The following is a 15377-nucleotide window of genomic DNA, read 5'->3' as shown; positions in this document are numbered from 1 at the left end:
CATGATACAAGCAACCATTATTAATCCTTGAATTTTGGTTCCTCATATTTCTTATAGAGTACAATGTTAAAGTGACATGAGTTTCCCTTTTTTTCTATGGATAAAATCTTTCAAGGTAGTTGTTTTATTTCCCGTAAGTTTAAAATAGTGGTTTGAAATCTCTGGGTCTTTTTGAAGTCTTGGCAAGAAGTGAAGTATTGTCATAACCATGGCAAATCCATGTGGTACTCCACTTTTCCTCTTTTTGAAATAAAAGCTAATTGGGTTGATGTTATTAAACCGAAATTTTGTTCCTGTGATTTGGGTCATTAGCTCAGTAACTTCTTTAAAACTCCTATTTTCTGTTCCCGTAATATCATATGCTCTATCTTGGAATTCCTCAAATGAATTGATTAGAATGGCCAAAACCTCTCCAATATTTTTTACATCAATCCAATTGAATTTTGCTCTTCCAGAGGGTAGTGTTATTGTTTGGTTTTCTACTATTTCGGGAAGTAACGTCGTGGTCAGGTTTTGCATAAAATAACTTGGACGTATAAAGATATATTTGAATTTATTTAATTTAATTAAACGTTCAATTTTGTTATGGGGAATCACCTTACTTTTTGCTGCTCCTTGTACCGAAAGAAAGACCACTTTTTTTATTCTATTTCTCTTGGCCGATTCTAAAAGCGGTCGGAAAAATTTGTCAATTTCCGAAATCTGAGGTGGGCGAAGTAGAAAAAGTATATCAACATCCCTAAATGCACTATCAAAAGAATACGGCGATTCAAAATCAAAGTTTCTAAAGAATAATTTCGGGAAATTGGAAAATGTATTTTTTGCAGTTTTAATATTCCGGGCAGCAACAATGATTACAGACGCATTGTCCGACTTATAAAGGTAGTTAATTACTTCCTTCCCAACGTTTCCTGTTGCTCCTGTTACTAGAATCCGTTTCATTTATATTTGACGCAAGCTACCATAAGACCGTAGCTATTTGTTTGTTAAATCTACTGGTGCCTATAATTTTGTATCCAAAAAATTATCCCTTTTCAGCAACGCCAACAGCTTCTTTCTCTCGGTAGACTTGTTTCACTATAGCATACAAATCTGGAATTACATTTCTTGCTAATTTGGAGTTACCGTTGATTAAAACACAGATTCCTAAATCGGATTCCGGATAAAGAGCAATCTCATTTCTGTAGTTATTAACACTTCCCCCGTGATGAAAAATTGTTTCTATGGCATCAGAATTTGTTTTCTTGTAGTCATGAATACGCCATCCAAAACCATAGGAAGACTGTATATGACCGTCCCATCGTTGGTAGTATTTGTTATTGTTTCCAAGTTCAATAAAGGGTTCAAAAGCTTGTTTTATAGCTCCCAATGCCAAAACATCCGGGTTGTGGCCGAGTAGAAATCGCATCCATTTGGCCATATCCAGTGAACTCGCGTTTATACCACCGGCCAAGACCGCATTATAATACTTATCGGTTAACGGTGTAGTGTGCCAACTTTTACCACTTCTTCTATGGGGCATGGCTACATTCTTCTCTTTAAGCAAATCTTTATGGTTCATGGAAATATGTGACATATCCAATGGTTTAAAAAATATATCGGTCAATAGTGTCTTTACATCTTTACCAGTAGCTTTACGCATCACTTCTTGACCTAAGGAAAACATAGCATTCTGATAGCTATACTGTACTCCTGGAGCACTAATTGGCTTTACCTCACCAAAACGATTCGCAATTTTAGCTACCGATATTCCGGCCTCTACCAAGTTGGTAAAGCTATGGTAGGGTGTGCCTGAAGTATGAGAAAGGATATGGGCTAATTTTATGCTTTTGGTATTATTTTCGTCACCAAAGGTAAACTCCGGAAGGTAGGTTACTATCTTATCGTCAAAACTTAAGATACCTTGAGAGTGCAAACTAGCTGCTAAAACTCCCCCAAAACCTTTGGACAATGAACCCAGTCTAAATATGGTTTCTCCATCAACACTAGTATTTTGTTCAATATTTCGCTTTCCAAATCCATCCGAAATCACAATAGAATCCCCTTGTACAATACTTACTCCCGCACCAACTATATCGCCAGCTGAAATTGCAGTCTTAAAATAAATATCCAACGCCTCTTTAAGCGCTGTCTTCCGTTCCAAGTAGATTTTTGTTTTTTCCTTTTCAATGAAGTGCGTCGCTAAATCTTGAACTAATACAGTTTCGGCTTCTTTGTTTGAGGCTTCAATAAATGCAGTAGTTACAGCAAAAACGATAACAGAAAATGTAATTACTGATAAAAACTTAAAATACTTCACGGAATTCGATTTGGCTTTTGGTTCGTATTATGACTTTTAATTGACGTTTGTACGTTACTCTAACGTTTCAATTTTTAAAATGTTTTATCTCTTGACAGTAATGCAGGATTGTTTCAGTTGAAACCTCCCCTAAAATACATATTCCATTTTACCTACAAGAATTTACTTGTAAATTCCTTCTTTTTAGGTACTCTAAGTAATTAGGAAAATGGCAAAAGCAACGATGATATGCCTACGAATTGTTTACCTACCATGAATATACAAAGCTTTACAGTATATAATCCGTACTTACAAAATTAGAAAGCTTCGTTTCCAAAAGCTGTTGTATGGTTTGATTATTAAGGTCATTATCCTTAAAAGCCACAAAGGTTCGAATAGAAAAAGAACGCAAAGCATCATGAACACTTAAGGTAGCCTGTGCGGAATCCTTTCGCCCTGTGAACGGATAGACATCCGGTCCTCTTTGACAGGAGCTATTTAAGTTCACCCTACATACCAAATTAACCAGGGTATCAATTAATGGGGCCAAAGCATAAACATCCTTTCCAAAGAGACTTACTTGTTGCCCATAATTACTTTCCGCCATATCATCTAAAGGCTCTTCAATATCTGTAAAAGGTACAATAGGTATAATAGGACCAAACTGCTCTTCTTGATAGACGCGCATATCTTTTGTTACAGGATATAATACTGCCGGCCAGATATAGTTGTCAAAATGCTGTCCTCCCTTTTTGTTTAGAATTTTTGCTCCCTTAGCAAGTGCATCATCTATGAGTTCTTGAATATATGCTGGTTTTTGAGGCTCGGGCAATGGAGTAAGTTTTACGCCCTCGTCCCACGGGTTACCAAATTCTAAACCATCAACAGCAGTTGCAAAACGGGTATTAAACTTCTCCCGAATATCTTCATGTACATAGACTACTTTTAAAGCGGTACAACGCTGTCCATTAAAGGAAAGCGTCCCTGCAATACATTCGTTAATAGTCAAATCCATATCGGCATCCGGTAAAATAATTGCAGGATTATTGGCTTCCAAGCCCAATACCAAGCGTAACCGATTGCTTTTTGGATGTTGTTCCTGTAAAGCATTTGCAGATTTACTATTTCCTATTAAGGCAAGCACATCTACCTTTCCGGTTTTCATAATCGGTGCGGCCACGGCCCTACCCCTTCCAAAAATGATATTTACTACGCCTTTTGGAAAGCTGGACTGAAAAGCCTCTAATAACGGGGTTATCAACAACACACCGTGTTTAGCAGGTTTAAATATGGTGGTATTTCCCATAATAATAGCAGGAATCAACAACGCAAAGGTTTCGTTCAAAGGATAGTTATAAGGTCCTAAACATAAAACAACACCCAACGGTCCTCTTTTGATGTGCGCATAAACGCCATCGTGCTTATGAAACTTAGCTGCGTCCCTATCCAACTGCTTGTAATCTTCGATTGTATCTACAATATAATCAACCGTTCTGTCAAATTCTTTCTGTGAATCAGGTAAGGTCTTCCCAATTTCCCACATAAGCAGCTTTACCACTTCTGCTCTTTTCGTTTTCATTTTAGCTACAAACGCCTCCATACATTCAATACGGTCCTTAACATGCATAGTAGGCCAAATACCCTGACCTTTGCCAAATGATTTTACTGCTGCATCTAGAGCATCCAATGCAGCCGTTTCCTGCATATCTGGTATACTACCCAATAAGGTAGGCCGATAGGTTTCTGTAGAAGAAATTGTTGAATACACTTCGGTGTTTTCGCCCTCCCACAGCTTTAACTCCCCATCCACCAAATACTTTTTTTGATGTATGGTTTCGTTTATTACATATTCTGCCGGTATTGACGTATCTGCTTTGCTCATGATATATAGTTTTAGACCAAATATTGAAATAGGTCGGGTTTATCGTTTAAATAATCTCCGAAAAAATTATTTTGTTTCATGCGTTGCATTAAGGGTGCTAAGTCGGATGGATGCTTTAATTCAATGCCCACCACAGCCGGTGCATTTTCCTTACTTGATTTTTTAGAATATTCAAAATGCGTAATGTCGTCCATAGGGCCTAAGATTTCAGCTACAAATTGCTTTAAAGCTCCTGGACGTTGCGGAAACCGAACAATAAAGTAGTGCTTTAACTGTCCGTACAACAGTGCCCTTTCCTTTATTTCGGCAGTACGTGTAATATCGTTATTACTACCTCCAATGATACAGGCAACATGCTTTCCTACCAATTCATCGGTAAACATATCCAATGCCGCAATACTTAGGGCACCCGCCGGTTCTACTACAATGGCGTCCCGGTTGTACAAATCTAAGATAGTTTGGCATACTTTACCTTCAGGTACCGTTATCATTTTGTAAAGCCTATCCTTACAAATAGAAAAGGTTAAATCACCTACCTTTTTGACCGCTGCTCCGTCTATGAATTTGTCAATTGTCGCTAGCGCGGTATTTACTCCTAGCGTAATTGAATTTTTCATAGAGGGTGCTCCTTCCGGTTCTACCCCTATTATTTTGGTTTTGGGCGATAGTTCATTAAATACACCAATCAGGCCAGATGCCAATCCGCCTCCACCCACTGCAACGAAGATATAGTCCAAAGGTTTTTTTACCTGGTCCAAAAGCTCTAAACCAACCGTAGCCTGACCTTCAATTACCTTAGGGTCGTCAAAGGGGTGAATGAAGGATTTCTCCTCTTCCTTACAATAGGTCATTGCCGCGCTAAACGAGTCATCGAAAGTATCTCCTTCTAAAACAATAGTTACCCAGGCATCTCCGAACATTTTGGTTTGTTCTACTTTTTGCTTAGGTGTTACGGCAGGCATGAAAATAGTTGCCTGGATTCCGAGGTGATTACAAGCAAACGCAACACCTTGGGCATGGTTTCCTGCACTTGCACAGACCACACCTTTCTCACGTTCCGCAGTAGTTAATGAACTTATTTTATTGAAAGCACCACGTATCTTATATGAACGCACCCGATGTAGGTCCTCACGTTTTAGTAGAATATCGGCATTGTATTGTTTGGAAAGCCGAATGCTATGCATAAGGGGCGTTACCTCGGCTACTTGCCTTATGGTTAACGCCGCTTTTTTAATATCTGCTACGTTGGGAAAATATTCCATCCAGTACGGTTGAAGAGCCCTTCAACCTAAATTTAAAAGTTCGTTATACAATAGGTTTCATTGCGGTCATTGAGGCACGTAATCTTGCGCCAACGATTTCCACCGGATGCTCGCGCAATGCAGCGTTCACAGCAATTAGCGTCGCATTATCAGCATCGTTGTCCCCTTCTGCCCCATACTTTTTGCCTATTACATCCGTATCTATATTTTTCATAAAATCTGTCAACAAAGGCTTGCAAGCATGATCAAAGAGATAACAACCGTATTCTGCAGTATCAGAAATTACACGGTTCATTTCAAATAATTTTTTCCTTGCAATGGTATTTGCAATAAGTGGCGTTTCATGTAAGGACTCATAATATGCAGATTCTGCAATTATCCCTGATTCAGTCATTGCCTCGAATGCCAATTCTACACCAGCTCTTACCATGGCTACCATTAAAACGCCATTATCGTAAAACTCTTGCTCAGTAATCTCTTGGTCACCGGCCGGAGTTTTCTCAAAAGCAGTTTCCCCTGTTGCCGCACGCCATGTTAATAGGTTTTTATCGTCATTGGCCCAGTCTTCCATCATCGTCTTAGAAAAATGACCTGTCATGATATCGTCCATGTGTTTCTGGAACAAGGGTCGCATAATATCCTTTAATTCCTCAGAAAGTTCAAATGCCCTTATTTTTGCAGGGTTCGATAAACGGTCCATCATGTTGGTAATACCACCGTACTTCATCCCTTCGGTTATGGTTTCCCAACCGTACTGTATCAATTTAGAGGCATAGCCTGCATCAATTCCTTTTTCTACCATTTTATCAAAGCAAAGGATAGAACCCGTTTGTAACAAGCCACAAAGAATGGTCTGTTCTCCCATTAAATCCGATTTCACCTCTGCAACAAAAGACGATTCCAGAACGCCCGCCTTGTGCCCTCCGGTACCGGCCGCATAAGCCTTAGCTTGGGCAAGTCCCTTTCCTTCCGGGTCATTCTCCGGGTGTACCGCGATAAGTGTAGGCACCCCAAAGCCGCGTTTGTATTCTTCCCTTACCTCGGAACCGGGACTCTTGGGCGCCACCATGATTACCGTTAAATCTTTACGGACTTGTGTTCCTTCTTCAACAATATTAAATCCATGAGAATAAGACAAGGTAGCACCTTTCTTCATCAAAGGTATGACAGCACTTACCACGGCTGTATGCTGTTTATCGGGTGTAAGGTTGATTACTAAATCTGCACTTGGAATGAGTTCTTTATAGGTACCCACCGCAAATCCGTTTTCCGTTGCATTCAAAAACGATTGCCGTTTCTCTTTAATTGCAGCTTCTCTTAAGGTATATGAAATATCAAGACCTGAATCCCTCATATTCAATCCCTGATTTAAACCCTGCGCACCGCAACCAATGATAACTATTTTCTTTCCTTTTAAGGCAGTTACACCATCGGAGAATTCCGAAGACTCCATAAATCTGCATTTTCCCAATTGCTTCAATTTGTCTCTTAACGATAGTGTATTAAAATAATTTGCCATTTTTCTGTTCTGTTTTTAGTTTATTTACCGAATAGATTCGGTACTAGTTTTACTGATAAATTTATGGTTATTACTGTTGAAACTCTTTTAATAAGGCCGATATCTGCATCTCTTCTTTAGTCACAGCTATACGACCAGATCGAACGAATTGCATGATACCAAAAGGCTTTAGTTCATCGTACATTTCATCAATTTCATGTCTTCTACCACTTTTTGCCAAAACAAAAAAGTCTCTGGCAACCGTTACGATTTGAGAATTACTTTCTTTAATGATATTCTGAATTTGACGTTCATCAAAAAGTAGGTCCGACGCAATCTTGAATAGCGCAGATTCTTGATAAATAGTCTCATCATCGGTATGATAAAAGGCTTTTATCACCTCTATTTGTTTCTCTATCTGTCCTACAATATTTTGTATCCATTTATCGGTAGTATGAACCACAATGGTAAACTTAGAAACATTTTCTATTTCTGATTTGGAAACATTTAAACTCTCTATATTAATATGTCGCTTTAAGAATATCCCAGATATTCTATTCAGTAATCCCACGTTGTTTTCGGAATACACCGACATGGTGAACCATTTTTTTTCCATATTGTATTGTTCCAGTTGTCTATCGGAGCGCAGTCAAAGACCTTTTTTGATCTATAGTCCCTCGGCTGCACTCAGGAGAACATTATTTTTGCATTTACTTTTCTTTCATACCGTTTACGGCTCCTGTTGCTAATCATATACTACTGTAAAACCCTAACCGCCACTATCAATCCAGTTGACCAATTCATCTTAGTAAGGTTAAAATCTTTTCTATTTTCTAAATAAGAGACCAATCTATTTACGTTTTGATTATGACCCTCTGGCCAATTGGGTTGCGCTTTCATATCATCTATTACATAGAACCCTCCAAGATTTACCAATTCCAGTACTTCATCTATTTCGCTATACTTTCCAGGCCAGGCATCCGCAAAAATTAAATCGAACTGCTTCCCCTTATAAGATTTTATCCATTTTGAACCATCTACACAGATTATAGTTAATCTGGTATCCGTTCCAAAATACTGCTGCGCTATTTGGATAAGTTCCTTGTCATTATCCACAGTTACTAAACTGGAATCAACATCCATCCCATCAATCATCCAAGAAAGCGATAGGCCAATGCCCGTTCCCAATTCCAAAAACCGACCTCCAGGTTTACTGGAAATCAAGGTTTTTAAAAGCGTACCAATGTATATATCCGAAGGCATGGTAAACCCGATTTCCTTGGACTTACTTTGAATCTTAGGGTATATGCTTGGAATATCTTTTATGTTGGTATCGTTCATGTTATAATATAACTCTTGTACAAACCTATTTGCTACTTCAATCGTATCTCAGATACCGACGCTCCCGATGGAATCATAGGAAACACATTGTCCTCCTGTTCTACCTTTACTTCTAAAAAAAAGGGTTTGTCCGATGCCATCATGTGCTGTACTGTAGCTTTCAAGTCCTTGCGTTCACTTACACACTTAGCCTCAATATGGTAGCCCTCCGCAATTTTTACAAAATCGGGATTCACCATTACGGTCGATGCATAGCGTTTATCAAAAAATAATTCCTGCCATTGGCGCACCATTCCCAAGTGGTCATTGTTCAATACTACTATTTTCACTGGCACATTATGTTGAAAAATAACACCCAGTTCCTGTATGGTCATTTGGTAACCCCCATCTCCAATTATTGCAACTACCTCACGGTCCATTGCCCCCATCTTGGCTCCAATAGCAGCGGGAAGGGCAAAGCCCATAGTGCCTAATCCGCCAGAGGTAATATTGCTTTTGGATTCCTTAAATTTAGCATACCTACATCCGATCATTTGATGCTGCCCAACATCGGTAACAATAACTGCTTTATTCCCCGAGGCAATATTAATTTCTTCGATTACCTCGCCCATCGTTAATCCGGCTTTGGTCGGATGGATATCGTTCTTGATTACTGTATCAAATTCAATTGCATATTTTTCTTTGAATATCGTATGCCAAGCTTCGTGTGAATTGGCATTAATCAAAGGAAGTATGAGTTCTAAAGATTCTTTGGCATCACCTAGTACCGCAACATCTGCATGAACGTTCTTATTTATTTCCGCTGGATCAATTTCAAAGTGAATCACTTTTGCTTGGGTGGCATAATCCTCTAATCTACCTGTAACCCGATCATCAAATCGCATGCCTATGGCAATGAGAACGTCGCATTCGTTGGTTAATAAATTAGGACCGTAATTTCCGTGCATTCCTACCATACCTACATTTAGAGGATGTGCCGTATCTAATGCGGAAGCTCCCATAATGGTCCATGCCGCTGGTATTCCAGCTTTTTCAACAAGGGCTTTAAGTTGTTCTTCCGCTTTACCTAAAATCACACCTTGTCCCCAAACGATAAACGGTTTTTTAGCCGAATTTATTAACTCTGCGGCTGCGGTGATGGCATCCATACTCGGTTTTGGCCTAGGGTTATAACTTCGTACACCTATGCATTTTTCATAATAGAATTCAAATTCCTCAAACTGGGCATTTTTGGTAATATCAACCAAAACAGGTCCTGGACGACCCGATTTAGCAATATAAAATGCTTTTGCCAGAGCCTCAGGTATCTCTGAAGCTTTTGTAATCTGACAGTTCCATTTCGTAACCGGGGTAGATATTCCAATGATATCGGTCTCCTGAAAGGCATCGGAACCCAATAAATGTCTTGGTACCTGACCCGTGATACAGACCATTGGTGTAGAATCTATTTGTGCATCTGCCAAACCTGTGACCAAGTTCGTAGCTCCTGGACCCGAAGTTGCCATAGCTACACCTACTTTACCGGAAACACGTGCATAACCTTGCGCTGCATGGGTTGCTCCTTGCTCATGACGAGTAAGAATATGGGTTAGCTTATCCTGAAACTTGTACAGTTCATCATACACCGGCATAATGGCACCGCCCGGGTAGCCAAACAACAAATCTACCCCTTCTGCCAGAAGGCAATGGATAATAGCCTCAGCACCTGAAATCGTTATCGTCTCTTTAGTTTTGGTTGCCGTTTTTTTCTCTTTAACTGTTTCCATACGTACACATCTAATAGTTTTCAAGCAGAAAAAAGCCCGATCCCTTTATTATAACACAGCAGCGAAAAGCCACCGGTATTGACTATTGATTTAAAATTCGTCGGTCACACATCCATTGGATGCCTCCGATACTGTTCTTGCGTATTTGTACAAACTTCCTCGTTTCACTTTTAAGTCCGGCTGCACCCAATTCGCTTTTCGTTCTGCAATTTCTTCATTGGTTAAATCTACAGAAATCTGATTTTTCTCCGCGTCTATGGTAATGATATCCCCATCTTTTACAAGTCCTATCAAACCACCTTCCTGCGCCTCAGGGCATACGTGACCTACCACGAAGCCATGCGTACCACCCGAAAAGCGACCGTCTGTAATCAAGGCGACTTCTTTACCTAGTCCAGCACCCATGATTGCCGCAGTGGGCTTCAACATTTCTGGCATTCCAGGTCCGCCTTTTGGCCCTTCGTATCGAATGACCACCACGTTTCCTTTTTTAACTTCCCCTTTGCCTATTCCTGCATTCGCATAAAATTCATCTTCATAGACCTTGGCAGGGCCTGAAAAGTAGGTTCCTTCCTTACCTGTAATTTTGGCTACAGAACCCTTTTCGGCCAGATTACCATATAAAATCCGTAAATGTCCTGTGGCCTTTATCGGCGTACTTAAAGGTTTCATTATCTTTTGCCCTTCTTTTAATCCAGGTAATTCAGCTAAGTTTTCGGCTATAGTTTTTCCCGTTACGGTTAAACAGTCGCCATGCAACATTCCGTTCTCCAACATAAATTTCATTACCGCCGGAATACCACCTGCCCTATGCAAATCTTCCATAAGATACTTTCCACTCGGCTTTAAATCGGCCAAAAATGGCGTAGTATCGCTTATGCGTTGGAAATCGTCCAAAGTAAATTCCACATCGGCTGCTTTTGCAATGGCCAAGAAGTGAAGTACTGCATTGGTAGACCCACCTAACAAGGTTAATAATCGGACAGCGTTTTCCATTGATTTCCTTGTGATTATATCACTAGGCTTAATATCCTTTTCCAGCAAGTGGCGCAAAGCCTTACCTGAAATAATGGCATCGTTCTGTTTTTCTGGACCTACTGCAGGATTTGATGAATTGTAGGGCATGGCCATACCTAAAGCCTCAATAGCCGATGCCATAGTATTAGCTGTGTACATACCCCCACATGCACCAGCACCCGGACAGGCATTTTGTATCACACCCTTATAATCCTCATCGTTCATGGTGCCGGCAACTTTTTCTCCCCATGCTTCAAAAGCAGAAACGACATCTAATTTTTTATCTTTAAAACATCCGGAAGCAATGGTGCCTCCATAGACCAAAACAGAGGGTCTGTTTAACCGAATCATGGCAATCAATGCACCTGGCATATTTTTGTCACATCCAACAATTGTTGCCAAACCATCGTAATTCATGGCCTGAACCACAGTTTCCATAGAGTCTGCAATGATATCCCTGGACGGAAGCGAGTACCGCATTCCGTAAGTTCCCATAGAAATTCCGTCACTTACTCCAATAGTGTTGAACACTAACCCCACGGAACCTGATTCATTTATTCCTTTTTTGACCTCTTGAGCCAAATTGTTCAAATGCATATTACAGGGATTTCCTTCATAACCAGTACTGGCCACCCCGATCAATGGTTTTTTTAAATCTTCCTCTGTTAAACCAATAGCATAAAGCATGGCTTGTGCCGCCGGTTGCGTTGGGTCTTGTGTTACATTCTTACTGTATTTATTCAATTCCATTTCTTTAATCTGGTATGCTGGGTTTATAGCTTGTATTTTCTATGTCTATCAAAGATAAAAGTTTAAAATCCCTTCTTTGGATAACATAAAACGCTAGTTCAAATTCAATTTTATCAAAATCAATTCAAACAACTGTTAATCAGACATATACATATATATTTATATCATATTCAATAAAAACACATAGCGTTACAATTTCATTTTTTGCACAAGAAAGGCTATATCATTCCTTCACCGGAATAATAATGACGCTACTAATTTTGATTGTATTTTCTTGCATGGGATATTACTAGACAAAATTAGCTAGCAAACAAAGCCGATAATTACATATTCACTAATTTCACGGTTATAAAAAACCAGTATACCCATGGAGAGAACAGTAACAGAAGCCATAACCTATAGAAGATCTGTTCGCGTATTTAAATCTGACAGTCCGCTTGAGGATAGTAAAGTAACGGATTGTATCGCCAACGCCGTATTGGCACCTACCAGTAGTAACCTACAGCTATGGGAATTCTATCACATAACAAATCCTGAACTTTTAAAGAAAATGACCGAGGCCTGTTTGGGTCAAAATGCAGCCAAAACTGCACAACAACTAGTCGTAATCGTTGCTAGAAAGGATTTGTGGCGAAAACGATCCAAAGCCAATATAGCTTTTTTAAAATCACAATATGGGACTAAAGAAAAGGCCGACTATACCAAGAGAGAAAAATTTGCACTGAATTATTACGAAAATCTGATACCGTCTATTTATACTGATTTTTTAGGCATCCTTGGCGGGTTAAAATATCTCATCTTTCAAGCTATTGGTCTCTTTAAGCCTATTTACCGCCAAGTACGTAATTCGGACATGCGAATTGTAGCACACAAAAGCGCCGGACTGGCCGCACAAAACTTTATGACCAGTATGGCAGCTATAGGTTATGATACCTGCCCTATGGAAGGAAGTGACACCAAGATGATTAAGTCGATCTTGACACTACCCCGAGGAGCTGAAATAAATATGGTGATTGCGTGCGGAATTAGAGAGGAAAATGGTGTATATGGTCCACGTTTTAGAGTACCATTTGACGAAGTGTATAAAAAGTTGGATTAACCCAGGTTGAATGTAACTATGGCACCTGCTCTTTTTTGAGCCAAAACAGCTATGGCCTTATCCGACAACTGTAAAATTCTAGGATAACCTCCCGTTGTTTGTCCGTCTTTCATGAGAATAATCAATTTGCCAGCTGGAGTTAACTGAACGGTGCCAGGCAAGGTGGCTGAAGTTAACATACTAACCGTATGACTGCCCAGTTTTTCATCAAGTTGATATGCCATCCTATTGTTTTCCTTAGCAACTGTAAATTCAGTATTAAATAGCACTTCTAACTGCTTCTCCGTTAACATGTGAAATTCAGGTGCCCTATGTACCTCTAAAACTGTATCGCCTAAAAAGGAATCGACTTTTATTTCAGAAATTTTTGGTCTAAATAGGTTATTGTACTCAAAGGGGACCACATCTCCGTCCATCAATCTATTGGTGTATGATAACGGTTTATAAAATGATCGGCTACCATATATGGATTTTGATCTAAAACCGCCCTTGACAGCCAAATACCCTCTAAATCCGGCTTCCAAGTTACCATAGGACAAGATATCGCCAGCATCTATTTGGTATACCTTATAATTTTTTACGGGTTGATTATTTAGCGTAACAGACATTTCTGCACCCGCCATAACGATATACGTTTCCTCTTCAAACAACAGTGTAGGTCCCGTCATGGTGATTTCTAGTACGGCATCCGTGCGATCGTTTTCCAATAAGGTATTGGCCTTAAAAACAGATAAATCATCCATTGCTCCTGAAACCGGCACTCCTTTGTTCCGATAATGAAACCGACCCAAGTCCTGTACCGAGGTATAAAAACCTGATTTTAATACTTTAAGCATCGATTTCTATTTTTTCTGGTTGATATATACCTACCTCAACCTCTATTGTATGAAGATTATATTTCGCTTTAGAAACTTCGTAAAACTGTATTTGATCACCCACAGCTACAAAACAGGGTTCTTTTTTACTTGCATCGAAAATAGGAACCGGACAGTTACCAATAATATTCCACCCACCTGGCGACTCCTGCGGATACACACCGGTCTGTTTCCCGGCAATACCTACAGCTCCCTTTTTCACAAGCATGCGGGGTGTATCCTTACGTGCTGTTTCCAAGGCTCTTGGCAACCCTCCTAAATACATGAAACCAGGTAAAAACCCTATACCGTAAACCGTGTATGTATGACTCGTATGCAACGCTATGACCTCGGTTTCCTCAAGGTGTAATTGATTAGAAATCTCTTCTAGATCTATTCCAAATTCTTTATCGTACGATACCGGAAGTCTCCATAAATGGCGTTGATAAGGTACCATATCACCCATGTTTAGATACCAATCTTGAAGCTGTTTACTAAAGGGTAAATACTCAAGTGCTACTTCTTTGTTCACAACCAAAAGAGAGTTATAGGCTGGCACGTATTCCCAATATGGTCCGTCTAAGTGCTTATTTTTTAATATGGTTTCGAACTGTAAAATTTTGTTTAATATATCCTCGCTAACCTCATTTGGCCATTCAATTAATACGGCATGAACTCCAAAAGGTTTAATATGTATAGGGGATGATTTCAATTTTGTAGAAAGATATTTTGTTTTGGTAAAGCTTTCGAAAGATACGTCAATATTTGCAAAGCATTGACTGTATCACCATGAATACAATACGTATCTGCACCTATATCTTTCAACATCCCCGAAACTGTTAGTACCTTACTTTCGATAACCATTCTAAGCATATGCTCCAAAACAGATTGGGGTGTGTGAATAAGTGCATTATCTTTTTTTCTAGATACAAGACTGAGGTCGGCATTATAATTTCTATCTCCAAATGCTTCCTTTTTTATTTTAAACCCTTGCAGTATTGCCAGTTGTTCCAATCCAGATCCGCTAGGAACATATAAGAATTGATATGCCTTATAAGGTGCAATGGCTTCTAAAAACACCTGGGCCAAGTCACCTCCCTTGGCGATATCATTATATAGAGCTCCATGAGCCTTAATATGATGTAATTTTACGCCGTCTTGAATACAAATCGAAATTAATCGCGCTATTTGCTCGCGAACGGTTGTTATTAATTCGTTAGGGCTTAAAAACATTGAAACCCTTCCAAAATTTGCTTTATCCGGATACGAGGGGTGCGCTCCAATTTTAACCTCGTGTTTCTTGGCGAGCGAAACTACCCACTTCATGGTAGCTTCATCTCCCGCATGTCCTCCGCAAGCTATATTACAAGACGATACCAGTGGGAGTAGTTCGGCTTCATTGCCAACACCCTCCCCTAGATCACAATTAATATCGATATATTTTTTCAATTTATGGTTCAATACATGAGGTTTCAGGATTACTATAACCAGTCTTCGTTAGGCACATTTTCAGTGTCGGAATGACCTCTTTAATCAAGCACTTTAACTCACTGTAATACAACTTGTTTCTACCATATCTAAAATGGATAAATACACTTTATAATCCAAACAATAGAAACGACTAACTAGA

The 15377-nt window shown here is 39.5% G+C and carries 13 protein-coding genes; 1 reads left to right on the top strand and 12 read right to left on the bottom strand.

Annotation, left to right across the window (positions count from 1 at the left end):
* Positions 1–66: 66 nt before the first annotated feature.
* The 9 genes from MS6x_RS18190 to ilvD form a co-directional block, all read right to left on the bottom strand.
* Positions 67–942, bottom strand: coding sequence for an NmrA family NAD(P)-binding protein (locus MS6x_RS18190; RefSeq protein ID WP_482604090.1), 876 nt, complete (start codon positions 940–942; stop codon positions 67–69).
* 82 nt (positions 943–1024) lie between these two features.
* The gene (locus MS6x_RS18185) at positions 1025–2299 is read right to left on the bottom strand and encodes a serine hydrolase domain-containing protein (RefSeq protein WP_482604089.1); all 1275 of its coding nucleotides are present in this window, start codon (positions 2297–2299) and stop codon (positions 1025–1027) included.
* Positions 2300–2567: 268 nt separating this feature from the next.
* Positions 2568–4160 carry an NADP-dependent glyceraldehyde-3-phosphate dehydrogenase gene (locus MS6x_RS18180; protein ID WP_482604087.1) on the bottom strand — a complete coding sequence of 531 codons (1593 nt, stop codon included), beginning with the start codon at positions 4158–4160 and terminating at the stop codon, positions 2568–2570.
* A gap of 11 nt (positions 4161–4171) precedes the next feature.
* Positions 4172–5422, bottom strand: coding sequence for a threonine ammonia-lyase IlvA (gene ilvA / locus MS6x_RS18175; RefSeq protein ID WP_482604086.1), 1251 nt, complete (start codon positions 5420–5422; stop codon positions 4172–4174).
* 43 nt (positions 5423–5465) lie between these two features.
* Entirely contained in the window at positions 5466–6941 is a 1476-nt protein-coding gene (gene ilvC / locus MS6x_RS18170; RefSeq protein WP_482604085.1) for a ketol-acid reductoisomerase, read from the bottom strand.
* A 70-nt stretch (positions 6942–7011) separates the two neighbouring features.
* A complete protein-coding gene (gene ilvN, locus MS6x_RS18165) occupies positions 7012–7536 on the bottom strand; it encodes an acetolactate synthase small subunit (RefSeq protein ID WP_482604084.1) in 525 nt (174 codons plus the stop codon).
* A gap of 140 nt (positions 7537–7676) precedes the next feature.
* Entirely contained in the window at positions 7677–8261 is a 585-nt protein-coding gene (locus MS6x_RS18160) for an O-methyltransferase (protein WP_482604083.1), read from the bottom strand.
* A gap of 32 nt (positions 8262–8293) precedes the next feature.
* Positions 8294–10027 carry a biosynthetic-type acetolactate synthase large subunit gene (ilvB, locus tag MS6x_RS18155; protein ID WP_482604081.1) on the bottom strand — a complete coding sequence of 578 codons (1734 nt, stop codon included), beginning with the start codon at positions 10025–10027 and terminating at the stop codon, positions 8294–8296.
* Between the two features lie 90 nt (positions 10028–10117).
* Positions 10118–11794 (bottom strand): dihydroxy-acid dehydratase, encoded by a 1677-nt coding sequence (gene ilvD, locus MS6x_RS18150; protein WP_482604080.1) that lies wholly within the window; start codon positions 11792–11794, stop codon positions 10118–10120.
* Positions 11795–12161: 367 nt separating this feature from the next.
* On the opposite strand from ilvD, the gene MS6x_RS18145 reads away from it, so the two are divergent.
* On the top strand, positions 12162–12893 hold the full coding sequence (locus MS6x_RS18145) for a nitroreductase family protein (protein ID WP_482604079.1): 732 nt from the start codon (positions 12162–12164) through the stop codon (positions 12891–12893).
* Here MS6x_RS18145 and MS6x_RS18140 read toward each other — a convergent pair.
* The 3 genes from MS6x_RS18140 to pxpA are packed head-to-tail and all read right to left on the bottom strand — an operon-like array spanning position 12890 to position 15196.
* Positions 12890–13729 carry a 5-oxoprolinase subunit C family protein gene (locus MS6x_RS18140; protein WP_482604077.1) on the bottom strand — a complete coding sequence of 280 codons (840 nt, stop codon included), beginning with the start codon at positions 13727–13729 and terminating at the stop codon, positions 12890–12892. The genes MS6x_RS18145 and MS6x_RS18140 overlap by 4 nt on opposite strands.
* Positions 13722–14459 (bottom strand): 5-oxoprolinase subunit PxpB, encoded by a 738-nt coding sequence (gene pxpB, locus MS6x_RS18135; protein WP_482604076.1) that lies wholly within the window; start codon positions 14457–14459, stop codon positions 13722–13724. Before pxpB ends, MS6x_RS18140 begins: the two co-directional genes overlap by 8 nt.
* The gene (gene pxpA, locus MS6x_RS18130) at positions 14456–15196 is read right to left on the bottom strand and encodes a 5-oxoprolinase subunit PxpA (RefSeq protein WP_482604074.1); all 741 of its coding nucleotides are present in this window, start codon (positions 15194–15196) and stop codon (positions 14456–14458) included. The genes pxpB and pxpA overlap by 4 nt, the downstream gene beginning before the upstream one ends.
* Between the last annotated feature and the right edge of the window lie 181 nt (positions 15197–15377).

The organism is Maribacter sp. MS6, from assembly GCF_056839185.1.
The sequence above is the reverse complement of the archived record's forward strand: the minus strand, read 5'-3'. Positions and strand labels throughout refer to the sequence as shown.